The organism is Collinsella sp. TF11-5AC (assembly GCF_003436775.1).
Classification (GTDB): domain Bacteria; phylum Actinomycetota; class Coriobacteriia; order Coriobacteriales; family Coriobacteriaceae; genus Collinsella.
The window spans coordinates 14345-39959 of record NZ_QSQO01000024.1 but is presented as its reverse complement, the minus strand read 5'-3'; the positions used below and the strand labels follow the sequence as shown (position 1 = coordinate 39959).

At 60.4% G+C, this 25615-nt stretch carries 22 protein-coding genes and 1 tRNA gene; 22 read left to right on the top strand and 1 reads right to left on the bottom strand.

Annotated elements, in window-relative coordinates:
* Positions 1–176: 176 nt before the first annotated feature.
* The 13 genes from DXD16_RS09075 to DXD16_RS09015 all read left to right on the top strand — a co-directional run bounded on the left by DXD16_RS09075 (position 177) and on the right by DXD16_RS09015 (position 14817).
* Positions 177–254 (top strand) — tRNA-Asp (locus tag DXD16_RS09075).
* A gap of 358 nt (positions 255–612) precedes the next feature.
* Complete coding sequence (locus DXD16_RS09070; protein WP_117655867.1) at positions 613–1098, top strand: Rrf2 family transcriptional regulator; 486 nt, start codon at positions 613–615, stop codon at positions 1096–1098.
* 21 nt (positions 1099–1119) lie between these two features.
* Positions 1120–2025 carry an adenine glycosylase gene (locus DXD16_RS09065; RefSeq protein ID WP_117564952.1) on the top strand — a complete coding sequence of 302 codons (906 nt, stop codon included), beginning with the start codon at positions 1120–1122 and terminating at the stop codon, positions 2023–2025.
* Between the two features lie 114 nt (positions 2026–2139).
* Positions 2140–2679: a rubrerythrin gene (gene rbr / locus DXD16_RS09060; protein WP_055252097.1), complete on the top strand. Its 540-nt coding sequence runs from the start codon at positions 2140–2142 to the stop codon at positions 2677–2679.
* Between the two features lie 452 nt (positions 2680–3131).
* On the top strand, positions 3132–3566 hold the full coding sequence (locus DXD16_RS09055) for a hypothetical protein (protein WP_117655866.1): 435 nt from the start codon (positions 3132–3134) through the stop codon (positions 3564–3566).
* A 148-nt stretch (positions 3567–3714) separates the two neighbouring features.
* Positions 3715–4278, top strand: coding sequence for a transcriptional regulator (locus DXD16_RS09050; protein WP_117655865.1), 564 nt, complete (start codon positions 3715–3717; stop codon positions 4276–4278).
* A 51-nt stretch (positions 4279–4329) separates the two neighbouring features.
* Positions 4330–5685: a DNA recombination protein RmuC gene (locus DXD16_RS09045; protein WP_117655864.1), complete on the top strand. Its 1356-nt coding sequence runs from the start codon at positions 4330–4332 to the stop codon at positions 5683–5685.
* 127 nt (positions 5686–5812) lie between these two features.
* On the top strand, positions 5813–7615 hold the full coding sequence (locus tag DXD16_RS09040; RefSeq protein ID WP_117655863.1) for an ABC transporter ATP-binding protein: 1803 nt from the start codon (positions 5813–5815) through the stop codon (positions 7613–7615).
* A 63-nt stretch (positions 7616–7678) separates the two neighbouring features.
* Positions 7679–8344, top strand: a complete 666-nt coding sequence (gene nth / locus DXD16_RS09035) for an endonuclease III (protein ID WP_117655862.1) — start codon at positions 7679–7681, stop codon at positions 8342–8344.
* A 159-nt stretch (positions 8345–8503) separates the two neighbouring features.
* Entirely contained in the window at positions 8504–12136 is a 3633-nt protein-coding gene (gene mfd / locus DXD16_RS09030; protein WP_117655861.1) for a transcription-repair coupling factor, read from the top strand.
* A gap of 81 nt (positions 12137–12217) precedes the next feature.
* Positions 12218–13081 carry a phosphatase PAP2 family protein gene (locus DXD16_RS09025; protein WP_117655860.1) on the top strand — a complete coding sequence of 288 codons (864 nt, stop codon included), beginning with the start codon at positions 12218–12220 and terminating at the stop codon, positions 13079–13081.
* A gap of 45 nt (positions 13082–13126) precedes the next feature.
* Positions 13127–14152: a low specificity L-threonine aldolase gene (locus DXD16_RS09020; RefSeq protein ID WP_117655859.1), complete on the top strand. Its 1026-nt coding sequence runs from the start codon at positions 13127–13129 to the stop codon at positions 14150–14152.
* 74 nt (positions 14153–14226) lie between these two features.
* Complete coding sequence (locus DXD16_RS09015; protein WP_117655858.1) at positions 14227–14817, top strand: GNAT family N-acetyltransferase; 591 nt, start codon at positions 14227–14229, stop codon at positions 14815–14817.
* Positions 14818–15191: 374 nt separating this feature from the next.
* On the opposite strand, the gene DXD16_RS09010 is transcribed toward DXD16_RS09015, so the two are convergent.
* Positions 15192–15914 (bottom strand): GntR family transcriptional regulator, encoded by a 723-nt coding sequence (locus DXD16_RS09010; protein WP_117655857.1) that lies wholly within the window; start codon positions 15912–15914, stop codon positions 15192–15194.
* 205 nt (positions 15915–16119) lie between these two features.
* Here DXD16_RS09010 and DXD16_RS09005 point away from each other — a divergent pair, with 205 nt between their 5' ends.
* The 9 genes from DXD16_RS09005 to DXD16_RS08965 all read left to right on the top strand — a co-directional run bounded on the left by DXD16_RS09005 (position 16120) and on the right by DXD16_RS08965 (position 25434).
* The gene (locus tag DXD16_RS09005) at positions 16120–17112 is read left to right on the top strand and encodes an SIS domain-containing protein (protein WP_117655856.1); all 993 of its coding nucleotides are present in this window, start codon (positions 16120–16122) and stop codon (positions 17110–17112) included.
* A 287-nt stretch (positions 17113–17399) separates the two neighbouring features.
* Positions 17400–18482, top strand: a complete 1083-nt coding sequence (locus DXD16_RS09000) for a DMT family transporter (protein WP_158606184.1) — start codon at positions 17400–17402, stop codon at positions 18480–18482.
* A 204-nt stretch (positions 18483–18686) separates the two neighbouring features.
* Positions 18687–19610, top strand: coding sequence for a PTS mannose/fructose/sorbose transporter subunit IIAB (locus tag DXD16_RS08995; protein ID WP_117655854.1), 924 nt, complete (start codon positions 18687–18689; stop codon positions 19608–19610).
* Positions 19611–19646: 36 nt separating this feature from the next.
* Positions 19647–20441: a PTS sugar transporter subunit IIC gene (locus DXD16_RS08990; protein WP_006235136.1), complete on the top strand. Its 795-nt coding sequence runs from the start codon at positions 19647–19649 to the stop codon at positions 20439–20441.
* Between the two features lie 13 nt (positions 20442–20454).
* Positions 20455–21288, top strand: a complete 834-nt coding sequence (locus DXD16_RS08985; RefSeq protein ID WP_117655853.1) for a PTS system mannose/fructose/sorbose family transporter subunit IID — start codon at positions 20455–20457, stop codon at positions 21286–21288.
* A gap of 191 nt (positions 21289–21479) precedes the next feature.
* Entirely contained in the window at positions 21480–22463 is a 984-nt protein-coding gene (locus DXD16_RS08980; protein ID WP_226814256.1) for an SIS domain-containing protein, read from the top strand.
* A gap of 156 nt (positions 22464–22619) precedes the next feature.
* Positions 22620–23249 (top strand): HAD family phosphatase, encoded by a 630-nt coding sequence (locus DXD16_RS08975; protein WP_158558606.1) that lies wholly within the window; start codon positions 22620–22622, stop codon positions 23247–23249.
* 353 nt (positions 23250–23602) lie between these two features.
* Entirely contained in the window at positions 23603–24610 is a 1008-nt protein-coding gene (locus DXD16_RS08970; protein WP_117583851.1) for a YitT family protein, read from the top strand.
* Positions 24611–24714: 104 nt separating this feature from the next.
* Positions 24715–25434, top strand: coding sequence for a GntR family transcriptional regulator (locus DXD16_RS08965; protein WP_117583850.1), 720 nt, complete (start codon positions 24715–24717; stop codon positions 25432–25434).
* Positions 25435–25615 lie beyond the last annotated feature (181 nt).

Sequence of the window (25615 nt, the reverse complement as noted above, 5' to 3'; positions counted from 1 at the left end):
CTTTCCGTCTTGCGCAGGACTGTAGAGCAGCAAACTTAACCCCCGCCCCCAGCCCCGGAGACCCTCCCGGAGGGACCGAAAAATTTTTTCAAAAAAGTTGTTGCGCGCCGGACAGACTTCTGTGTATACTAATCCCCGCAGCGCACGCGAGCGGAAACAAACGCGAACGTCTGCCTGGGGAGTTAGCTCAGTTTGGTTAGAGCGCCGGCCTGTCACGTCGGAGGTCGCGGGTTCGAGCCCCGTACTTCCCGCCAACGCAATTAAAGCCACGTCTTCGGACGTGGCTTTTTGCGTTTGATGCACTTTGTTTCGATAGAACGATCGCCCTGGCGCATCTTCGCCCAGAATCCCCGCGCCTTCGGGAACGCAAGTAAAATCTAATAAGTCTATCTGTCTGAACAACAGCTTTGTTGCGCAACACCTGTTCAACGAGACAGGGGGTTAGGTTATACTAAATTGCACTGTAGGCCGCATCTGATGCATTTCGCTCCAAGCGCGGCACTCAGTGGATATCCGATTTACCATTTGGATGTCCTGCGGTCATTTAGCGTCTCGACATAAGCTCGGCCCCGGAGCTCGTTCGAGCTGTTCGTATTCCTTGAAAGGGGAAAAATGGACATATCGAGGAAGACTGATTACGCCCTTCGTATGCTGGCGATGCTTGCCGAGGATCCGGAGCGTTTGCTTTCTGTTCGCACCGCTGCCGAAGAGGTCAATGTTCCGTATTCGTTTGCCCGCTCGATTCAGCACGGTTTGGTCCAGGCCGGTATTGTGGAGAGCCTGCGTGGCGTCCACGGTGGCATGCGTCTCAAGGTCAGTCCGGACGACGTCACCATCCGCCAGGTCGTCGAGGCCGTTCAGGGCCCTATGGTTATGAATGATTGCACCGCACCCGATGGCGACTGTGCACGCATGGGCACGTGCTGCTATCATCCCCTGTGGGCCGGAGCTCAAGCGTTGATGCGCGATTACCTCGATTCCGTTTCGCTCGGCGACATCGTCTCTCACCGCCAGTTCCCGGCCGTCGATCCCAAATTCGCCGACCGCGAAGCGTTTCCCGAGTACGCCACCTGCGCGTGCGCTTGCCGGGAGGAATAGCGCCGCATAAGGAGCATAGATATGATTCAGGACCCCTTTCGTTCGATGATTCGTTCGGAAGGGGTCCTGCGTTATCGCGACCTTCCGTGGCGCCGCACGCGCGATCCGTACATCATTTGGCTTTCCGAGGTCATGTTGCAGCAAACACAGGTGCCACGCGTGGAGACGCGTATGCCGGCGTGGCTCGATCGCTTTCCGACCGTGCAGGCGCTTGCCCAAGCCGCGCCTTCCGATGTTTTGGACGCTTGGCAGGGCATGGGCTACAACCGACGCGCTCTGGCGCTCCACAAGGCCGCTCAGCGCGTTGTGGAGGACTGGGACGGTGAGTTTCCGCGTGAGACGCGTGACTTGGTCGCTCTGCCTGGTATTGGCCCGGCAACGGCGCAAGGTATCCGGTCGTTTGCGTTTGACCTTCCAGGCGTGTATCTGGAGACCAACGTGCGCACGGTCTTTCTGCATCACTTCTTTCCCGATGTACCGGCTGTTCCCGACCGCGAGCTGGTGCCGCTGATTCAGGCGGCCTGTCCGGCGGTCCCCGGTGCGGCGACCGACGAGATCGCTCCCTTTGCCGTGCCGCTCGATGATGCCGACACGCCGCGCGCGTGGTATTACGCGTTGCTGGACTACGGCGCATATCTAAAAAAGACGTTGCCCAATCCGTCCAGGCGCTCGGCGGGCTATAGCCGTCAATCAAAGTTTGAGGGCTCACGTCGCCAAAAGCGCGCGCATATCGTGCGCATGTTGCTGGCAGCGCGCGATGGCCAACCGGCGGGGATTACGCTTGCTGATGCCGTGGTGGGCGTTAACGATATGGAAGCGGCGGCTGGGCGCGGGCCGGTCGAGCGCGAGCTTGTCGCGGGCATTCTGGCCGACCTGGAGCGTGAGGGCTTTTGCCGAGCCGAGGGCGATCGCTGGCTGAGCATTTAGCCCGTGGAAATCTGAAGAACAGGATTGTAAGGTTTAGATTTCCGACATGAGGGCATCCTAAAGACGAGGCCGCTCGAAGCCTACGGGCGGCATGCGTTGAAGGGAAGTACACCTATGGATTTTGAGAATTCCCAAACCAAGAAGAACCTCGAGACCGCTTTTGCCGGTGAGTCCCAGGCGCACACCAAGTATCGCTACTATGCCTCCAAGGCAAAGAAGGACGGCTACGTTCAGATCTCGAACATCTTTGCCGAGACGGCTGGCAACGAGTCCGAGCACGCCAAACTGTGGTTTAAGTATCTGCACGATGGCGCCGTCCCCGATACCCTGGACAATCTGCGCGATGCCGCCGCGGGTGAGAACTACGAGTGGACCACGATGTACGACGAGTTTGCCAAGACCGCCGAGGAAGAGGGCTTTGCCGAGATTGCCGCAAAGTTCCGTGGTGTCGCCGCCGTCGAGAAGGCCCACGAGGAGCGCTACAACAAGCTCGTCGAGCGCATTGAGTCGGGCGAGGTGTTTGAGCGCGAGGGCGTAAAGGTGTGGAAGTGCCTGAACTGCGGACATCTGCACGTTGGTGCCGAGGCGCCTGAGGTGTGCCCGGTGTGCAACCACCCCAAGGCGTACTTTGAGGAGCAGGTGGTGAACTACTAGCGCTTGGCGCTGGCTGCTGCGGAGCGCAGGGCGGGAGGCCGGATCGCCTTCCCCTCCCCGCTCACGGCTCCGCAGGGTCGCGTTGAGGGAAGACGATCCGGCCTCCCGCCCCACGCTCCGGCTTCGGGTCGTTGCGTGCTCGCTACAGAAAAGCTGATATTAAAGGTTGTGTGCCGCCCCTTTTTGGGGCGGCACGTTTTTGTGGGGTCCCGGTCTCCACAATTTTCGTCAAGCTATTGGTTAGATTTTGGTCAGTTGGCGTAAGGGCGGAAGGCCAAAAGATTGTTGGCGAAAAAAGCTCAGAGAAAGTGCTGGTAGGGGAGTTGTTGAGCTTTTCGACAGCTTTTGAGCAAAAGAAACTTTGTGGTTATTGCCGGCGATTGCGTTGTCGCGGTCATGGCGGTGCGGGATGCTGGTCGTAAGCGTCGAATGCTCCGATTTTGGAGGCCAGCATGGATCTGTTTCTTGAGACTCCGCAGCAACAAGCTGAGCGCATGCTGCGTCAGCAGCAACGACTCATAGAGATACAAATGCAAGGGGCGGCAGTCCAGCCCTTTGCGCAAAATGTCGTGTCCGCTGCTGTACCTGCAGCTGTGCCCGGGTGCGAATCGGCACCAGAGGCCTATTCCGTACAGCAAGATTCATATGCGCAGGAGCTCGCGTTCGACAAGCGTCGTGCGCGTCGTCGCCGCGTGGGCCAGCGCCTGCGCACCTTGGCGATGATCGTGCTCGTCCCGTTGGGGCTTGCGGCCATCTTTCTGGCGTCGTATGCCCTCACGTGCATCCTCAACGGTGCATCGCCCAACGAGGTGCTCCAACATCTAGCGGCTCTCGGCCAGCGCCTAGGCGATGTCGTAACAACCATTCGCGCCGGCTGGGAGAGTTAGCGTTTGTCACATTAGGACTTCTAGGGTGTAGGGATTATCGCCATGAGTAGAATCCTCGCATCCTGTGGGTCCTGTCATGCGACTGAATAGTATTATTAAAGATGAATAATAATAAGGGATACAGGCAATACAAAAAGGAGGTGCTCGGTTGAATCTGACCTTTGAGGGATTCTTAAAAGGCTATTGCCGAGAGCTATCCGGACAGCAGTCGCTGAGTTTTAGAAAATTGGTTGAGCAGGCGACGACGGATGCGCCGCGCGTGGCGGAGCCTCTGTTTTTGCTCGCTTTGGCGCAAGGAAAAGCCGAATACGTTCTGGGTTTATCCGAGGGCTCGTGGATGGAACGGGATTATCGAGACGTTTTATCCTTGTACGGTCAAGCGGGTAGCATGGCGTCTCTATGCGCCAAAAGTGAGCTCCCTAATTGTTATGCCAACGTTTGGCGTGCGTATAGAGCGGTGAAGGAAAAGCCGGCGGCCGATAGAAGGGTGAACGCCCTGATGAGAAAGAAAACGCTGGAAGCATTGGAGGAATCGGGTGTAACGCGCTATGGCCTCTGCCGTGCTCTGCGCCTGAATAAAGGAAACGTATACGCATACTTGGCCGGCGATGACTCAAAGGTGAGCAGGAAAACGGCGCGCCGCATTATGGAATATGCGGAGGAGAGGGGCGCCCAAGAAGGGGCCGGGCGCCCGGTGTGTGTGGCGGGGTAAGATTGATCGCGGTTTTGATTGGTGTTCGATTGGGTTTGTTGGGCGGAGTTTATGTCTGCAATTGATATTGCACTTATTGTGATTGCTTTGGTGGCGGTGGGGGTCGCTGCGGCTTGCGCCCTCCAGCTCAAGAGCCTGCGTGTCGAGTTGCGGGAGCGTGGCGACAGTAGCGCGGAGACGCTGGCGGCACTTGAACAGGCCAACAATGCACTCGACGCCCTTAATGTGGCGTTGGCAGAAACCCGCCGCACGGCAAACGCCATCGCGCAGCAGCAGACGACCGACGCCGCCGTAGAGCAGCAGCGCTACCTGACCATTGCGCGCGAGTTCTCGCAGGCTGGCGACCGTATGGACGACCTGCGCCGTGAGACGGCCCAACAGCTTGGCGCCAACCGCGAGGGCATAGAGCATCGCCTGGACAAGGTGCGCGAGACGGTCGATGCTCAGCTGGGCGCCATCCGCAAAGACAACAACGTGCAGCTCGATCAGATGCGCGCGACGGTGGACGAGAAGCTCTCTCGCACGCTCAACGACCGACTGTCGGCATCGTTTAAGCAGGTGAGCGACCAGCTCGAGGCCGTGTATAAGGGCCTGGGCGATATGCAATCTATCGCCACCGGCGTAGGCGACCTCAAGCGTGTGCTGGGCAATGTGAAGGCGCGCGGTATTTTGGGCGAGGTGCAGCTGGGTGCGATCCTGACGGACATCCTCACACCCGACCAGTATCTGGAAAACGTCGCCACCAAGCCCGGTGCCTCGGAGCGCGTTGAGTTTGCCGTCAAACTGCCGGTGGACGAGGGCGATCCCGTGCTGCTGCCGATTGACTCCAAGTTTCCGGGCGACGCGTACGAGCACTTGCTCGACGCGCAGGAGTCGGGCGATGCGGAGACCGTGGCGGCTGCGCGCAAGACGCTCGACACTATGGTCAAGCGCGAGGCCAAGGACATCTGCGAAAAGTACCTGAGTGTGCCGGCAACGACCAACTTTGGCATTATGTTCGTTCCATTTGAGGGACTGTACGCCGAGGTCGTCAGCCGCCCCGGGCTTATCGAGACCCTGGGCCGCGACTATCACGTCAACGTTGCCGGTCCCAGCACCATGGCGGCCATCCTCAACAGTCTGCAGATGAGCTATCAGACGTTTAAGTTGCAAAAACGTACCGACGACGTGCTGCGCGTGCTCTCCGCCGTCAAGGCCGAGCTGCCGCGCTATCAAAAGGCGCTGCGCCGCGCCCAGCAGCAGATCGAGACCGCGGGCAAAACGGTCGAGGGTATCATCACCACGCGCACCAACGTCATGGAGCGCAAGCTCAAGGACATCGACGCGCTGGAAGACGCCGGCCAAGCCGATGGGATCTTGGGACTCACGTCCGCGAGCCTTCTCGCGGACCAAGAAGACGAGGACTAATTGCAACAAGACGGTGGGGCACCGGCGCAAACGCGGGCGCCCCACCGCTTTTCGTATCGCACTTGTCTGAAGCGTGCTCCAATGTGCAACAATGGCGTTTCGCCCTATCAGACGCGAAAGGAAGCCCATGTCTCAGAGAAGCACCAGCCCGCTCAAACGCTCCACCGTTCGCCGCACGCTTCAGCGTTTTTGGGACGTCACGCGCACACAGCCGCTGATTGTCTTTCTCTCGGTGTTCTCGTCGGCGGGCTACATCTTTTTGCTCACGTTTGCCAACACCTACGTGATGGCCCTTATCGTTGACCGCGTTCAGGCCGGCCCCGTGGCGGGTGACCAGGTGTTTGAGGTCTTTGGCCCCTATATCCTGGCGCTCGTACTCGTTAACCTGGTGGGTCAGATCCTCTCCAAGCTGCAGGACTACACCGTCTACAAGCTCGAGATTGCGGGCAACTATCACCTGGCGCGTCTATGCTTCGACACGCTCTCCAACCAATCCATGACATTCCATGCCAGCCGCTTTGGCGGATCGCTTGTGAGCCAGACAAGCCGTTTTATGAGCGGCTACACGGGTCTGGTCGACGTGACGGTGTATTCGCTCATCCCCACCATCACCTCGGTCATCTGCACCGTGGCCGCACTCGCCCCGGTGGTGCCGACGTTTACCGTGATCCTGGTGTGCATCATGGTCGTCTACATTGCGTTTGTCTGGCTTATGTACAAGCGCATCATGCCGCTTTCGGCCGCGACGTCCGCCGCGCAAAACAAGCTCTCGGGCGTGCTGTCCGACGCGGTCACGAACATCCTGGCCGTCAAGACCTGCGGGCGCGAGGACTTTGAACGCGATCTGTTCGACGCCGCCGATCGTGCCGCGCGCGACGCCGAGACGGTCTCGATGCACGCCATGATGCAGCGCAACTTTACGACCTCGGGCCTTATCGTCATCACCATGGCCGTGGTGAGTGTGTTTGTGGCGGGCGGCAACGCGTGGTTTGGCATCTCGGCCGGCTCGCTCGTCATGATCTTTACCTACACCTATAACCTCACCATGCGTCTGAACTACGTGAGTTCCATGATGCAGCGCATCAACCGCGCTTTGGGCGATGCGGCCGAGATGACGCGCGTGCTGGACGAGCCGCGTCTGGTGGCAGACGACGAGAACGCTCCCGAGCTTAAAGTGACCGAAGGTGCGATTGATTTTGAGCACCTGAGCTTTGCATATCGTGACGCCGCGGCGGGCGAGAACGTGTTCGACGACCTGACGCTTCACGTGGCGGCGGGCCAGCGCGTGGGCCTGGTGGGTAAATCGGGCTCGGGCAAGTCGACGCTTACCAAGCTGTTGCTGCGCTTGGACGATGTGCAGGGCGGCCGCGTGCTCGTGGACGGCCAGAACGTCTCGCGCTGTACGCAGCAGAGCCTTCGCCGCCAGGTTGCCTACGTGCCGCAGGAGGCGCTGCTGTTTCACCGCTCCATTCGCGAAAACATTGCCTACGGTCGTCCCAACGCCACTGATGAGCAGATTCGTGAGGCGGCGCGCCTGGCCAATGCCCTGGAGTTTATCGACCGCTTGCCCCGTGGCTTTGACACCATGGTGGGCGAGCGTGGCGTTAAGCTCTCGGGCGGCCAGCGTCAGCGTGTGGCTATCGCCCGCGCCATCCTAACCGACGCGCCGATTCTGGTGCTCGATGAGGCGACCTCTGCCCTCGACAGCGAGTCCGAGGCGCTGGTGCAGGAGGCGCTCGAAAACCTGATGCGTGGACGTACCTCCATTGTGGTGGCGCACCGCCTGTCCACCGTGGCGGCGCTCGATCGCATTGTGGTGCTGGCGGATGGCGAGATCGTCGAGGACGGCACGCATGTGCAGCTCGTCGAGGCGGGCGGCGAGTACGCGAGCCTGTGGAGTCGTCAGACCGGCGCATTCTTGGAGGCGTAAGCGTCTCGGACGTGGGACAATTGTGCCTATCAGTTTATTGTGCCGTTGAGCCGAGGAGTCGTTATGCCACGCGAGACCAATGCCGCCAAGCGCGAGCGCGCCATCGAGGTGTGTGAGCGCCTCAACCGTCGCTATGGCCCGGTCGAGTGCTTTTTGGACCACGAGAATCCCTTCCGCCTGCTGATCGCGGTGCTGCTTTCGGCGCAAACGACCGATGCGCAGGTCAACAAGGTGACGCCGCGGCTGTTTGCCCAGTGGCCCACGCCCGAGGCCATGGCCGGGGCGAGCGTGGCTGACGTGGCGGACACCATCAGGTCACTCGGCTTCTACAAGAGCAAAGCCAAGCATGCCGTCGAGGCCGCGCAGATGATCGTCGCCGACTATGGCGGCGAGGTGCCGGCCGACATGAAGGAACTCGTGAAGCTGCCGGGCGTGGGACGCAAGACGGCGAACATCGTGCTCAACGTGGGGTATGGCATCGTGGAGGGCATTGCGGTGGACACGCACGTCAACCGCATTGCGCACCGCCTGATGCTGAGCCCCAAGACGCATGCCAAGGAGCCGCTCAAGACCGAGCAGGATCTGCTCAAGATTTTGCCGCGCGAGTATTGGGAGTCGGTCAACCACCAGTGGATCACCTTCGGTCGCGAGATCTGCGACGCCCGCAAACCCAAGTGTGACGAGTGTCCGCTGGCAGATTTGTGCCCCAGCGTGCGCGTAGCGGGGTAGGGCGGAACGCATCTTCGTCTGGCGTTTTTGTTGCGGGGCTGGGCGTACGCTTGAGCTGGAGTCCTCTCCATGCGTTACCATGACAGGCAACGAATTTGACGAACGACCCGCCGAGCTTGCCTCGGCGGGCTTTTGGCGTTGCAATGCCGGAGGAATAGCATGCTCATTCACCGTATAGCCGCGCAGCTCTACACTGCCGAGGCGCTGCAGACCGTCGAGGCCGGGCTCGATTCTGGCGAGGACGTGACGCTGGCCGTGTCGCAGTCGGGCCGCACGCTCATGGCGGCAGCCCAGTTTGCGCGCCGCCCGCGCCCCACGGTCTACATCGTGAGTGGCGAGGACGCGGCCGATCGCACCGCACGCAGCCTGGCCGCCTATGTGGGCCTGGCGCACGTGTGCCGTTTTCCCGAGCGCAAGGACTATCCGTGGCGCGAGCAGGCGCCCGACGATGCCGTGGTGGCGCAGCGCTGCGAGGCTCTGGGGCGCATCGTGCGCGGGGACAACTGCATCATGGTTGCCTCGGCCCGTGCGCTGTTGCGCTGCGTGCCGCCGGTCGAGAGTCGCTATTGGGAGTCCACCACTTTTGCGGTGGGCGAGGAGATTCCTTTTGACGAGGTGCCGCAGCGCCTGGTGGGCATGGGATACACCAATGCCGGCGCCGCCGACGCGCCCGGTCTGTTCCGCGTGCACGGCGACACCGTCGAGGTGTTCCCCGCACAGGAAAAGGCACCCGTGCGCATCGAGTTCTTTGGTGATGAGATCGACCGAATCCGCCGCATGGTGAGCTCCACGGGGCAGACCATCGGCAACGAGGACAGCATCGAAATCTTCCCCTGCCGCGAGCTGGCGCTCACCGACGAGGCCGTCCACAACATGCACGTGGCGCTCTACCGCGCCAGCCAGGACGACAGCAAGCTGGCGGCGCTGCTCGAGATGGTGGACGCGCGCATTGTCACGCCCGAGCTCGACCGCTTTTTGCCGGTTATGTACGGCCAGACCGTGAGCCCGCTGTCGCATGTGAGCGGCAAGGCACTCGTGGTGCTGTCCGAGCCGCGCTCGCTGTTCGATGACTGCCTGCGCGCTTACGAGGATATCGAGGCCCGTGCCGGCGAGGCGGGGGTCGACCGTCTGGACGGCCTATACGTGCGCGCCCAGCAGCTCGACTTTGGTTCCCAGCAGCGTCTGAACTACGTGAGCCTGATCCGTGCCGGCGGCGCGGTGACGGCCGAGCTCAAGATTGAGCAGCCTGCTATCGCAGGCTCGGACAACCGTTTTATGACGCGTATTCAGGAGGTCGTGGGCAAGCGCTATGCCTGCGTGTTTGCCATTCCCGACCGCGGCGCGCGCGAGTCGATGGAGCTTACCTTTGGCGATGAGGGTATTACCTTTGAGGAGTCGCTGACGGCCGCGCCCGAAAATGCCGGTGTCATTGGTGAGCGCGTGCGCGTGGCGGCGGCGGATTCTGCCGACCGTGCTGCCCGCCAGGATGCCCATGCTGCAATTCGCGAGCGCAAGGCCGATGCACTCAACGCCCGCTCGCTCGAGGCGGGTGCCGCCCAGGCTGCCGCCGGTGCCGCCGTGCCCACCATCTCGCGCGGGCGCGTGACCTTTGTCGATGCCGCTCTGCCGCAGGGCGTGGTGGTACCCGACGCCAATTTGGCAGTGTTCTCGATCGCCGACCTCAACGCCCGCATGGATGCCAACCGCGCGCGCAGCCGCCGCAAGGTTGACATTACGCAGATCACCTTCCCGTTTAAGCCGGGCGATTACGTGGTGCACGCCACCCACGGCATCGCGCTCTTTAGCGAGATCGCGCGCCAGGAAGTGGGCGGCAAGGAACGCGACTACTTTTTGCTGGAATATGCCGACGGCGACAAGCTCTACGTGCCGCTCGAGCAGGTCGACCGCATCACGCGCTATGTTGGCCCCGACGGCGACAAGCCGCGCCTGACCAGGCTCAATACCGCCGACTGGACGCGTGCCACCAACAAGGCACGCAAGAACGCCAAAAAGCTGGCGTTTGACCTGGTCGACCTGTATACGCGCCGCTCGTCGATTACCGGTATCGCCTGTCCGCCCGATACGCCCGAGCAGATCGAGATGGAGGAGAGCTTCCCCTACGACGAGACGCGCGACCAGCTGGAGGCCATTTCCGACATCAAGGCCGACATGGAGGCGCCCAAGCCCATGGACCGCCTGCTGTGCGGCGATGTGGGCTTTGGCAAGACCGAGGTCGCCCTGCGCGCGGCGTTTAAGTGCGTGGACTCCGGCCGCCAGGTCATGGTGCTCTGCCCCACGACCATTCTGGCCCAACAGCACTACGAGGCATTCTTTGAGCGCTTTTCCCCGTTTGGCCTGGAGGTCGAGGTGCTCAGCCGCTTCCGCACCCCGGCGCAGCAAAAGCGCGCGCTCAAGGCGTTTGCCGAGGGCACGATCGATGTGCTCATCGGCACGCACCGCTTGCTTTCTGCCGACGTGAACCCCAAGAACCTGGGCATGGTGATCATCGACGAAGAGCAGCGCTTTGGTGTGCAGCACAAGGAGCAGCTCAAGAACCTGCGTGAGCAGATTGACGTGCTCACGCTTTCGGCAACGCCGATTCCGCGAACCATGCAGATGGCCACGAGCGGCGTGCGCGACATGAGCCTGATCACCACGCCGCCGACCGGGCGCCGCCCCGTGATCGTGCACGTGGGGGAGTACGACCCCGATGTGGTGAGCGCGGCGATTCGCCTGGAGGTGGGTCGCGGCGGCCAGGTGTACTACGTGTCCAACCGCGTCAAGACCATCGACGACGCCGTGGCGCGCGTGCACGAGGCCGCGCCCGAGGCGCGCGTGGGCGTGGCGCACGGCAAGATGAGTCCGCGCGAGGTCGAGGACGTGATGATCGAGTTCGCGACCAAAAAGATCGACGTGCTCATCGCCACGACCATCGTGGAGAGCGGCATCGACAACGCGTGCGCCAACACGCTCATCATCGAGGACTCGCAGCGCCTGGGCCTGGCACAGCTCTACCAGCTCAAGGGCCGTGTGGGCCGTTCTGCCACACAGGCCTACGCATACTTTATGTTCCCGGGCGAGCTGCCGCTCACCGAGGAGGCAACGGCGCGCCTGACCGCACTGTCCGAGTTCCAGGACTTGGGCAGCGGCATGCGCATCGCCATGCGCGACCTGGAGATTCGTGGCGCCGGCTCGCTTATGGGCGCCGAGCAGCACGGCAATCTGTCGAGCGTGGGCTTTGACCTGTTTACACAGATGCTGGGCCAGGCCGTGGCCGAGGCGCGCGGCGACGACGACGCCGGCGTGGAGGCGGCGAGCGTGGGCATTAACCTGCCGGCCGATTACTTCTTGTCCGAGGAGTACCTGCCGGCGGTGGATCAGCGCGTGCTCGTGTACCGTAAGCTCGCAGCGGCCGAGGACTTGGAGAGCATCGATGAGGTGCAGGAAGAGACCGAGGCCGCGCATGGCGAGCTGCCGTTGGCAGGGCTCAACCTGTTCAACCGCGCGCGCATCCGTATTCGCGGCGAGCGCCTGGGGCTCGAGAGCGTCACGCTCAGCGGCGGTCGCATCACGTTTTTGGGCGTCGACGTGCCCAAGAAGGTGGCCTTTGAGCTTAAGACCCGCTATGGCGCGGTGAGCTTCCCCAAGAGCCGCAAGCTGTCGGTGCCCTACAAGGCGGGCGCCGGTGTGGGCAGCGGCCTGGGCCGCGGTCTCGACGCCAACGACGAGGCCGGTCCCGTGGCGGCCGCACTCATGCTGCTGCAGCAGCTGGGTGCTAGCGATGATGAATAACAGGTAGGTGGCGTGGCGGGACAAGGATTCTTTGCCCCGCCACGTTGCAGGTTGAAAACTTCGCCCGATGGAAAGGAAAGCATGTTCGGGTACATCTATAAGAAAGACGCCGCCGCTATCGCGGTCGTCCTGTGCCTTTGTCTGGGCGTGGGCAGCTTCTTCGATTACCAGATCTCGAGCGCGCTGTTCAACATCGCCAGCATGTACGGCCGCTTTATCGAGGCCGCCGGCGAGCTGCCGTTTGAGCTGACGGCGAGCGTCGCAGGCGTTATGCTCGTACGCGCGGTGCGTCCCGACTCCAGGGGGAGCAAATGGCTCGCCGTGCTGGGCGTTCTGGTCAACGTGGGCCTGGTCGGCTACGAGATCGTTTCGTCCCTGCGGGTTGGCGGCAAACTCATCGTGGTTCAGTTGGTGCTGACGTTTGTGCTGGTCATCGCGGCCAACCTCATCGCCTATCGCCTTACGCGCGACACCGCGCCCGACGATCTCACGCGCTGGGCGTTGATGGTGCTTGCCGTGTGGGTCGCTCAGGCCATTATCCTCAACGTGATCGTCAAGCCACTGTGGTCGCGCCCGCGCATGCGCGTGATCGAGGTGACGCAGGGGCTCGATTTTCAGCCGTGGTGGGTGATCGGCAACCCCGACAAGTGGACCTATATCGCCGCCGGCGTGATCAAGGACGGCTTTAAGTCGTTTGCGAGCGGACACACGGCACACGCGGCGATCGGCCTTATGCTCGCCGGGCTTCCCGCGGCGGCCTTTAAGGAAAAGCCGTCGCGCCGCCGCGCGGTCTTTTGGGTCGCCGCTGTGGTTGCGGCGTTCGTCGCCTTTGGTCGTATCGTGATCGGTGCGCACTTTTTGAGTGACGTGAGCTGCGGCTTTGCCCTGGTGCTGGCGCTTGAGTGCCTTGCCGCGCGCATTGCCTATCCGAGCGGCGTACAATAGCGGCACCTGAATCATCGGGCTCGTGCCCGGCTAGAGAGGATTACCATGCTCGCGTTTAACAACGACTATTCCCACGGCGCACATCCGGCAGTGCTGCAGGCGCTCGTCGACACTAATATGGAGCCGCAGCCCGGCTACGGCACCGATGCACACACCGAGCGTGCCAAGCGGCTCATCCGTGAGGCCTGTCAGGCTCCCGATGCCGACGTATTTTTCCTGGTGGGCGGCACACAGGCCAACGCGACGGTGATTGACATGCTGCTTGCGCCCTACGAGGGCGTCGTTGCAGCCGAGACCGGCCACGTTGCCTGCCACGAGGCGGGTGCCATCGAGTTTGGCGGCCACAAGGTGCTTACCATTCCCGGCTACGAGGGCAAGATGCATGCCGAGGATCTCGACAGCTATATCCAGGTGTTTTACGAAAACGAGAGCTACGAGCACACGGTGTTCCCAGGTGCCGTGTACGTGAGCCTATCGACCGAGTACGGCACGCTGTACTCCGCCGCCGAGCTTGCGGCGATTCATGCGGTGTGCCAGAAGCGCCAGATTCCGCTGTTTGTGGATGGCGCCCGTCTGGCCTATGCGCTGGCGGCCGATGAGTGCGACATTACCCTGCCCGAGCTGGCGCAGCTGTGCGACGTGTTCTACATTGGCGGCACCAAGTGCGGCGCGCTTTGCGGCGAGGCCGTGGTGTTTTGCGGCATGCACGCTCCGGCACACCCCATTCCGCGCATTAAGCAGCACGGAGCGCTGCTGGCCAAGGGCCGTCTGACGGGCGTTCAGTTTGAGGCGCTCTTTACCGACGGCCTGTATTTTGAGATTGGCCGCCAGGCGATTGAGACGGCGCAGGCGCTTCGTCGCGTGCTGCATGAGCGCGGCTACCAGTTCTTCTTGGAGACGCCCACCAACCAGCAGTTTGTGATTTTGCCCAACGAGGACATGGCCCGCATTCGCGAGCATGCTTCGATCGAGTACTGGGAAAAGTACGACGAGACCCACACCGTGGTGCGCTTTTGCACCAGCTGGGCCACGACACAGGAGGACATCGACGCGCTGGCGGCTGTCCTGTAGGTTGATGTAATGACGAGGGGCCGCCTTGCGCCTGGGTTTGGCGCAAGGCGGCCTTTGCTTTTGAGAGGGGCTGTATGGCCAAGATGTCCGAGCCGACGATTCGCCTGGCGACGCCCGATGATGCGCCGGCATTGCTTGCCATTTATGAGCCGTATGTGCTCAAGACGGCGATTACCTGCGAATACGAGGTGCCGAGCGTCGAGGAATTTGCCGGGCGCATTGCGCGTACACTCAAGCGCTATCCGTATTTGGTGATGGAGTTGGACGGGCGTCCGGTGGGTTATGCCTACGTGAGCCCGCTCAACAGCCGCGAGGCATACGACTGGTCGGTCGAGACGTCGATCTACCTGGCGCGCGATGTGCGCCATGGTGGGCTGGGCCGCAAACTGCACGATGCGCTCAAGCAATGCCTGGTCGCGATGGGTATCACCAACATGTGTGCGCTCATCGCCGTACCGCACGACAAAGACGACGAGTACCTGACGCACAACAGCCAGGACTTCCATGCCCATATGGGGTATCGCCTGGTGGGTGCCTTCGACCGCTGCGCCCAAAAGTTCGGCCGCTGGTACGACATGTGCTGGATGGAGCTGGTCCTAGCCGAGCGCGTTCCCAACCAACCCAAACCAACCTGGTTCCCCGACCTCCCCAAACCTGCCATTTAGGGACAGGTTTTTGGCTGTCTTGCGGTATCAAATTGCCGCAAGAAGCGCCGCGTTCGTACGCTTTTTTGACTCGAATCGTCCCGTCGAGACACCTTGCGAGCTAAGTGAGTAGACTTTTTGGCGCAAGGCGAGCACAAAGCGTATCTGCTTTAGTAAAACCGCAGGTCACGGAGGTGGCTGTTTTGGGTGTGCTTGGCAGGTCGCGAAAAGTCTACTCACTTAGGTTTACGGTGCTGGATATTCTGGGCAGGAACAGTTGAGCTTGGGCGGCGCGTGTTGCCAGGCGATGTTGGCATTTGCGCCATGCCGGCTTGAGATTTAATAAAAACCGCAGGTAAAACGTTTATTAGGTACATTTTGCCTCGTTTGGTGCGCTAGCCGATGGGCTCGGTGTATTTGGCGCGGTCGGTACGTTGGATGCGCTTGGAGACATGGAGCGGGCGACCGTCGGTGTCGCAGACGTAGTCGGTGATCAGGATCAGCGCCTGCCCGCGCTCGACGTTGAGCAAAAACGCCTCGTTTTGCGAGGCATAGCACACCTCAAAGGTCTTATGCCCCTGCGCCGGCGCACGATGGAACTCCTGGCGCAGCGTGGCGTAGAGCGAACCGTTGATATTGCGATCGATGAGCGACCCAAAGCTTGGCGGCAAATAGGTGGTCTCCAGGCACAGTGGCGCATCGTCCAGGTAACGCAGGCGGACAAGTTTGACAAGCTTGCTGCCCACGCTAGCGTCAAAGAACTTGGCCACGCTGCCCATTGCTTTGGCAAAGCCCGAGTCCACCGTGCGCGTGGTGGGCTTCATACCCTGGCCTTCGACCTGCTTGGTATAGCTCGAAAACACCAGGTTGTTCTCGTGGAGCGCCGGCGTGTCAGCCACAAAGGCGCCGCGTCCGCGCTCGGTGCGAACCAGGCCCTCGTCAACAAGCACCTTAAGCGCGTGACGCACAGTGCTGCGCGACAGGCCCGATTCGCCCATGAGCTCCATCTCGGACGGCAGCTTGTCTCCGCACGCGTAGATGCCGGCGGCGATGCGGTCACGCAGCGTACCCGCCAGACGCTCGTATTGGGCCAAGTTCTTTTTCGACGAAGTGCTCATGCGAACAACCTGTATCTAACCTGTATGCTTACTGAACCAAGCATGTATCCAACATGACAACAAAACCGCTGATAATGGATTGCCGAAAACTTTACCAGCAAAATATCTAAGACAAATATAGCATACAACTAGTCGACATAACCAAAACATGTATGTAACTTGTATGCCATCGAGAGCATCAAACGAGAAGAAAGGCTGATGCACGATGACTACTCAGGAACAGGTTAAGGACGTCGTCTCCCAGGTTTTGGCTGACAAGGCAGACAAGGGCGGCATCAAGCGCGTCGTGTGGATTGGCGCCGGTGGATCCAACGGCGGCAACTATCCTGCCCAGTACTTTATGGAGCACGAGGCCACGCAGGTCGTGAGCTCCAGCTACACCAGCAACGAGTTCGTGCACGCCACACCTGCCTACGTCAACGAGAACACCCTGGCCGTCGTCGTGTCCATGCGCGGCACCAAGGAGACCATCGTCGCCGCCCAGGTCGCCAAGAACCACGGCGCCAGCACCATCGCCATCTATGTTGACGAGTCCGCCCTCACCGAGGTCTGCGACTACAAGATTCAGTACGACAGCCTGGCCGTCGACGAGTCCTGCATGGGCCGCACCAACTCCGCCGTCGTGACCATGATCGCCATGGAGCTCACGCAGCAGACCGAGGGCTATGCCGAGTACGAGACCGCTATGGCCGCCTTCGACTTGGTCGACCCCATCTATCGCAAGGCTGTCGAGTACACCCGTCCGCTCGCTGCCAAGTGGGCCGAGCAGAACGCCGACAAGCCCTGCATCAACGTTATGGCTCAGGGCCCGCTCTTTGGTGCCGCCTACGTCTTTAGCATCTGCAACGTGCAGGAGATGCTGCAGATCGACTCCTGCACCATCAACACCTGCGACTTCTTCCACGGTCCCTTCGAGATCCTGGACAAGCGTACCTCGCTGTTCCAGCTCATCAGCGTCGGCCGCAGCCGCTGCAACGACGAGCGCGGCATTCGCTTTGTCAACCAGTACGGTGGTGAGCGCGTCTACCAGCTCGACGCCAAGGAGCTCGGCCTCAACGACATCAAGGACAGCGTGAGCGAGTACTTCAACCACCTGATCTTTGCCCCGATCCTCAACAACGTCTACATGCGTGCGCTCTCCGCCGTCACCCACAAGGACTACATGACGCGCCGTTACATGTGGAAGCTGGATTACTAAGGGATAGAGCGGCCTAACAGCCCAATACCCCTCATGAGTTGCGGTGGAATAGTTCCTGTTTGGGAGTGTGAAGCCTCTGTTTGAGAACTATTTCACCGCAACTGCTAGAGCGGCACTTGGGGACGTTCCCTTTCTGCCGGCAGTTAGGGATGTTCCTTTTGTGCCGGCAGTTGGGGACACTCCTTGTGTCGAGAGATTTCCCGTTCGCCGATTTGTGCCTTGAAAAATGTATATAACGACTATAACGTAGCATGAAACATATTGGAAATAATACTGAGGAGGCTGCGTTGAAGAGGAGCAATCTGGGCTATGTGCTGGTGCTGATCGCCGCGCTTATGTGGGGCAGCATCGGAATCTTTGTAAACGGCATCTCGGCCATGGGCGTTTCGTCCCAGAGCATGGCTGCCTTTCGCTTGTTGGTCGGAGCGCTTATCTTGGCGCCGGTCCTGATGTTTATGGGCTGCCGTCCGGGTGAGGGGTCTACCGTGGTTCAGGGTCCCATGGCGCTGTTCAAGGCAAGTCCTAAAGAGCTCGTCCCCTGCGCACTTGTCGGTATCGTCGGTTTGGCCGTCGCCAACACCTGCTATTACGAGTGCATGGGCGAGGTGGGTATGTCCACGGCCTCGGTGCTGCTCTATACCTCACCGGTGTTTGGCGTCATGCTCGGCCGCGTACTTTATCGCGAGGGCGTGACCCCCAACAAGCTCGTCGCCATTGTCTTTAACATCGTTGGCTGCGTGCTTGCGGTGACCAATGGCGACCTTTCCGGTTTTCATTTTTCGGTTTGGGGCGTCACGTCAGGCGTGATTGCAGGCCTTTGTGGTGCGTCGCTCGCGGTGTTTAGCCGGATAGCAACCAAGACGGTCCACCCGCTGGCTGTCACGTTTTGGGGCTTTGTCTTTGGCGGTGCGGTTATGGCAGCTATCGCGGCTCCGTGGCCGGATGTCGCCGCGGCAATGTCGCCACAGCTGCTGCTGCTGTTCCTTGGCTTTGGACTCATCCCCACAGCCGTGGCTTACATCTTATATATGCAGGGTCTGTCCATGGGGCTCGAGACGTCGAAAGTTCCCGTCGTAATGTCATTCGAGACAGTCGTCACCGTACTGCTGGGCATTGGTGTCTACGCCGAGCCCGCCGGCGCGATCAAAGTTCTGGGCATCGTTTTGGTGCTCGCGTCCATCGTGATTATGAACACCGACTTTTCCAAGCTGCGCAACAGTGTGTTTGTCGGCCATGTCGTTGAGAGCATGACCTTTAAGCCCAACGCGTGGTGGACGGAGAAATCGCAGGACATGGATCTCTTCCGCGAGCGCACGGGCATTGCGCTGGAGCCCACCGTGCAGGAAAGCCCCTGGTACTTCGTGCGATAGGGGATTGGCGGTGTGTTTGAGCAGGTAGCGCCCGGCGTTTGATCGGGCGGCGCCTAGCCAGCGCCGACCTACCCAAGACCATCGTTTCGATTGCGTTAAACCCGCCAACGGTCGTTTTTCACCCGCGAACGGTTTATATACTAATTATCAATATAAGCAACGTATAAGACGTTATAATGACCATAACGAAAAGGAGGAGGCAAGATGAATCAGATCATTCTCGCATCTCATGGCGGCCTGGCCGCAGGCGCCAAAGACACGCTCGAGATGGTTCTCGGCGACGTGTCGAACGTCCACGTCGTGTCGCTTGCTCGTGACGACAAGGAGCCCATCACCAATAAGGTTGAGGCTATGATCGCCACGTTCAACGCGGACGACACCGTGTATGTGCTAACCGATATGCTCGGTAGCTCGGTCAACAACAACATGGTCGAGCTTTCCAAGAACGGCACGAAGTTCACGGTTGTCAGCGGTTTCAATATCCCGCTGGCGCTCACGCTCGCTATGAGCCCCGTCCCCGTCAAGGGTGCCGAGCTCGCGGCCCTCATCAACGAGGCCCGCACCGGTCTGACCAACCCCAACGCACCGGTCGAGGTCGCCGCGGCTCCCGCCAAGAAGGCCAAGGCGTCCCGTCACAGCTCCGGTCCCGCCAAGATCGTCCTCGCACGTCTTGACTACCGTCTGCTGCACGGCCAGGTCGTCTTTACCTGGACCACCAAGGTTCAGGCCGAGCGCATCATCGTCGTCGACAACGCTGCCGCCAACGATGACATCAAGAAGGGCGCTCTTAAGCTGGCCAAGCCCCAGGGCGTGCGCCTGAACGTCTTCACCGTTGAGCGTGCCCTTGCCAAGATGGACAAGCTCAACACCCTCGGCGAGCGCGTCATGTTCGTCTTTGGCAACACTGCCGAGATGCTGCAGTTCTGCCAGGGCTACAAGCTCGACGCCATCAACCTGGGCGCCACCGCCAACCACGACGGTGCCGAGCAGGTCGGCGGCAAGGACAGCTCCGTCTTCTTCGACGCCACCCAGAAGGCCGACGTCAACCAGCTGCTCGACATGGGCATTAAGCTCTACGTCCAGCAGACCCCTACGTATCAGAGCGTCGACATCGACGCCAAGCTGTAATCAACCAGGCGTTTGCCTGACTGAAAGGAGAAGGGTATGAATACGTTCATCAGTGCGGTGCTCGTCGGCCTCGTCGGCGTGTTCTGCATGTGGGACTCCCGCCTGCTCGGTCGTCTTAACTTCGAGCAGCCCCTCGTTGGCGCTACGCTCGTCGGTTTGCTGCTGGGCGATGTGCCCACCGGCCTTGCCGTCGGTGCCGCCGTCGAGCTCGTGTCCATGGGCCTGGTGCAGGTCGGCGCTGCCGTTCCGCCCGATATGGTCCTGGGCGGCATCGTGGCCGCTGCCTTTGCGTGCCTGACCGATGCTTCCGCCGAGACCGCCATGACGATCGCCATCCCGGTCGCCGTCCTGGGCCAGCTCCTCGGCATCGTGTTCCGTTCCATCATCGCCGCCCTCACCCATGTGGCAGATAGCGCGATCGATAACGGAAAGTTCAAGACCGCCTACCGCATGCACATCTGCGCCGGCTCCGGTCTGTACGCCGTCATGTACTTCCTGCCGATCTTCCTGGCCGTCTTTGTTGGCACCGACCTGGTTCAGGCCATCGTCAACATGGTTCCCGAGTGGCTGTCCACTGGTCTTAACGTTTCGACCAAGATCATGACCGCCTACGGCTTGGCCCTGCTGCTCACCATGATGATCAAGAAGGGTATGACTCCGTTCCTGTTCATCGGTTTCCTGCTCGCCGCTTACCTCAACCTGTCCGTCATCGCGGTCGCTTTGATCGGTGTGTGCCTGGCTGTCGTCTTCATGGGCTTCAAGTTCAACGGTTCCCATGCAGCCGCCGGTGTCGATTCCGACTACGATCCGCTCGAAGACGACGAAGACTAAGGAGGAACACACTATGGCAACCGCAACCAAGGACGTGTCCCTGAACAAGAAGGTCAGCCAGTTCTTCTGGCGCTCCTGGGCCATCCAGGCCTCTTGGAACTACGAGCGTCAGATGAACATGGGCTTCCTCTACGGCATGGTTCCCACGCTCGATCGCCTCTATCCGGATGAGTCCGATCCCAAGCGGCTCGCTGCTAAGAAAGAGGCTTACCACCGTCACATGGCGTTCTACAACTGCACCCCGCAGACGAGCGCTTTTGTCCTAGGCCTCGCCGCCTCCATGGAGGAGGAGTACGCCAAGGATCCCGAGAACTTCGATCCCGATTCGATCAACGCGGTCAAGACCTCCCTCATGGGTCCGCTTTCCGGTATTGGTGACTCCTTCTTCCAGGGCACCATCCGCGTCATCGCCTTTGGTCTGGGCGTCCAGCTGGCTCAGCAGGGCTCCATCATGGGCCCGATCCTGGCCATGCTCATCTCCATCGTGCCTTCCGTGCTGATCACGTGGTTTGCCGCCAAGATCGGCTACCAGGGTGGCCACGAGTACCTGAGCAAGCTCCAGGGCGGCGACCTCATGGAGAAGCTCATGTATGTCTGCGGCATCGTGGGCCTTATGTCCGTGGGCGGCATGATCGCTACACTGATCGGCGCCACCACCCCGCTGCAGTTCGCTGAGGGTACCGTCGTTATCCAGGACATCCTGGACGGCATGATGCCCCAGATGATCTCCCTCGGCCTCACCGGCCTTATGTACTGGCTCATAAAGAAGAACGTCAACACCGGTTGGCTTCTCGTGATCGCCATTGTGGGCGGCATCGCCCTCTCCGCGGCCGGCATCCTGGCCTAGTCGCGACCCAATGCTTCCCCCGGGGGCCTGCCTGGCATCCCATACCCCAGGCAGGCTTCCATCCCTAACATGTGACAAGGGGACAGTTCCTTTGTCACATCCTCAACGGGCCGGCGACTCGGTCCTAACCACGGTAACCCTGCGAGCGTCCGGCAATGTGGCGCCGCAACAAATCGAAAGGAATGTGTCAGATGTACGAGATCGACCTTAACCTCCCTAAGCAGATCGTCGCTGACGTCCTGTCCAACCACGAGATTCACAGCGTCGCTTTCGTCGGCTGCGGTGCTTCCATGTCCGACCTTTACCCCGCCAAGTACTTCCTGGCCAACAACACGGACAAGCTGAACGTTCAGATCTTCACCGCTAACGAGTTCAACTACGACACGCCTTCCTGGGTCAACGAGCACACCTTCGTGATCACCTGCTCCCTCGGTGGCTCCACGCCCGAGACCGTCGAGGCCAACAAGACCGCCAAGAAGCACAACTGCCCGGTCGTCTCCCTCACCAACAAGGCTGGCTCCGCTCTGACCGTCGACGCCGACCACGTCATCGTCCACGGCTTCCACGCCAACTACGCTGCCAAGTGCGAGAAGCCCGGCTATGCCATCGCTCTTGCTCTCGAGATCCTTCAGCAGACCGAGGGCTATGACCACTACGAGGACATGATCACCGGCCTCACCAACGTTTTCGATCTCTGCGAGAACGCCGCTCAGCACTGCAAGAAGCTCGCCAAGAAGTTCGCCGAGGACTTCAAGGACGACAAGATGATCTACTTCATGGCCTCCGGTGCCTCCGAGAAGATGGCTTATTCTCACGCCGCCTTCCTGTTCACCGAGATGCAGTGGATCGACGCCGCCGCCTACAACACCGGCGAGTACTTCCACGGCCCGTTCGAGGTTTCCACCGAGGGTAAGCCCTACGTCTTCTTCATGTCCGATGGTGCTACCCGTCCGATGGACGCTCGCGCCCTCACCTTCCTTGAGCGCATGGGCGCCAAGGTCGCTCTGATCGACTCCAAGGACTACGGCCTGGCTGACGCCGTGCCCGCGAGCGTCGTCACCTACTTCAACCCGCTGCTGCACCTCGCCGTTATGCGCGAGTACGGTAACCAGATCGCCGAGGCCCGTCAGCACCCGCTGACCATGCGTCGCTACATGTGGAAGCTTTCCTACTAATCACAAGTAAGTAGACCTTACGGGTTGATTGAGAGGGGATGGGGTTTGCGCCCCGTCCCCTTTTTGCTTTGGGGGCGTGTCTGTCGCGTCGCAAAACACCAGATAAAACCTACCAAAATAAACCTGTCCCTTTTTGGCAGGTGGGAGGAGATGCGTATGATCAAGGCAGTGCTGTTTGATATGGACGGCGTGCTGGTCGATACCGAGTGGTTCTACAACCGTCGCCGCGTGGCGTTTATGGAGGAAAAGGGGTTCCACTTTGACGAGATCCCCGATCTTTCGGGGTCTAACGAGCCTGCCATCTGGAAGTCGCTGGTGCCCGACGATGTTGAGCTGCGCGAGCGCTTGCGCGTTGAGTACAAGCAGGTCTACAGCCCGGTTCACCCTGTTCCGTATGCCGAGCTGCTCAACGAGCAGACGGAGCCGGTGATGCGCGAGCTGCACGAGCGCGGCGTCAAGTGTGCCATCGCGAGCTCGTCCTATCGCGAGCTCATTGACGAGCTGGTGGAGATTGCCGGTATCACCGACGTGCTGGACTACACCATCAGCGGTCACGAGTGCAGTGCATTTAAGCCCGACCCCGAGATCTACCTGCGTGCCATGGAGGCGCTGGGTGTGGAGCCTACCGAGTGCCTGGTTATCGAGGACTCGCCTTTGGGCATCGAGGCCGGCAAGCGCTCCGGCGCGCGCGTCCTGGCACTGCGTCCGCACGAGGGCGTTAACCTGGACCAAACGGGAGCCGACGCCGTCATCGACAACCTCGCCGACATTCTGACCGCTTTGTAGCGTCAATTCGCCGCAAGAAGTGCGGATTCACACGTCTCTTGCGGTGGATTGGCTCATTTTGGCTTCGATTTAGATCCGTTTGGCTTCGACTCGGACTAAGTGAGTAGACTTTTTGGCACATGCCGAGCACAAAGCGTATCTGCCTTAGTAAAACCGCAGGTCGGAGAGGTGGCTGTTTTGAGTGCGCTTGGTAGATCGCGAAAAGTCTACTCACTTAGAATTTGGCTCTTTGGTTGGGGAGCTGCTGGCTCGTTTTGGTTGTCGAGAGAGGGTGAATTGAAGCGCCCTCTCGCGCTCCATGCTACAATCGCCGGCATGCCCCACAATTACATCTGCCTTCGAAAGGAGCCTACGTGGCGAACGCCATCGATCAGCTCACGGACCGCGTGCTCGTGCTCGGCCGTCTCACCATCGTCCGCCGCGCCATTACTGCCGTGGCGGTCACCATCTCCGCCGTTCTCCAGACATTTCTGATTCAGGCGTTCATTCGCCCCGCCGATCTGCTTCCGAGCGGCCTCACCGGCGTCGCGGTCCTGCTCGATCGCGTCACCTCGCTGGGCGGCGTTCACATCGACATCTCGCTCGGCATGCTCGCGCTCAACATCCCCGTGGCGCTCCTGTGCTGGAGCGGCATTAGCAAGCGCTTCGTCATCTTCTCGATGATGCAGGTCATGCTCTCGTCGCTGTTCCTCAACGTCTTTCACTTCGCGCCGTTTTTGGGCGACAAGATCATGCTCATCATTTTTGGTGGCGTGGTCTCGGGTCTGGGCGCTGCCATCGCGCTTAAGTCCGGCGCATCCACCGGCGGCACCGACTTTATCGCGCTGTGGGTTTCCAACCACACGGGCAAGACCATCTGGGGCGTTATCTTTGGTTTCAACTGCTTTATCCTGGCGATCTTTGGCTTTATGTTTGGCTGGGACAACGCGGCGTACTCCATCGTGTTCCAGTTTATTTCGACCAAGACCATCGACAGCTTCTATCGTCGCTACGATCGCGTGACGCTGCAGATCACGACGCGCAAGGCCGACGAGGTCATGACCGCCTATGTTGACCATTTTCAGCATGGCATTAGCTGTGCCGAGGTCATTGGCGGATACAGCCGCGAGAAGATGTACCTGCTGCATGCCGTTGTCTCGACCTACGAGAGCCAGGACATTATCAAGCTGGTGTGCGACATTGATCCCGGCGCCGTGATCAATGTGTTCCATACGCTCAACTTTGTGGGCGGCTGGTGGGGCGGTCATGTCGACGAGCCCATGCCCACGGCCGTGCCCGATCCCGACAAGCCCGCGCGCATGGCCAGCAGGCAGGCGCGCCTCATCGATCAGGACAGCCTGCAACAGGACGACGGCAGGTAAGGATTTGCTGTATGCGGTGTATCGTTTTATCATTATGAGGTAACATGAAACTAGACGTTATATACGTATTAGTTATTTCAATATTTCGATAAGAGTGATTAGATATGCCTGCACCCAAAAATGCACCGCTTTACCAGCAGATTTACGACGAGATCAAGGATGCGATCGAGAAAGGTGTTTATGCACCCAAGGAGCGTATTCCGTCCGAGCTCGAGCTAGCCGAGCAGTACGAGGTGAGCCGAATTACGGTGCGTCGCGCCGTCGAGGAGCTGTGCTCCGATGGCTACCTGGTTAAGCAGCAGGGCCGTGGCACCTTTGTTTCCACGCCGCACATCAATCGCCAATTTCACGCCTCGACGCTGCAGACGTTTACCGCGCTGTGTGCCGGCAACGGCATGAAGGCCGGTGCGCACGTAATCGATCGCCAGATTGTGCCGGCGCGCCAAAACGAGATGGAGTTCTTTGGCCTGCAGAAGGATGCGCTGCTGCTGCACATCAAGCGCGTGCGTACTGCCGACGGCGAGCCCATCTTTGAAGAGAACATCTTTGTGCCGTTTGACGCCTACCGTGAGCTGTTGACGGCCGATCTTGAGGACAAGTCGATTTTTGCCGAGGTCGAGCGTGTTGGCGGAACGCCGATTGTCTCGGTTGGTTACCGTACGGTCGAAGCCGTTCGCGCCAACGCCGAGCAGGCGGCTGAGCTGGGCATTGCTCCGCACGATCCGCTGCTCAACCTGCGCGCCGGCTTTATCGGACCCAATGGCGAGCCGGTCCTGATGGGTAAGCAGTACTACGTGGGATCGCGCTACGTTATGGTCATGTAGCTCTAGTTGCGCGGTTTTCCAAACCGCGCAACGGGCCGACGCTGCGCCCTTGGTTCCGCCGTTCTAGCGAACGGCGGACCGGTCGACGCTGCAAACGCCCCTAAGCGGCAATCTGACGTTCAATCGTCGGTCGCGTACCGAAGTACGCTTCCCTCCTCTTTCACGTCACCTTGCTCGCTTA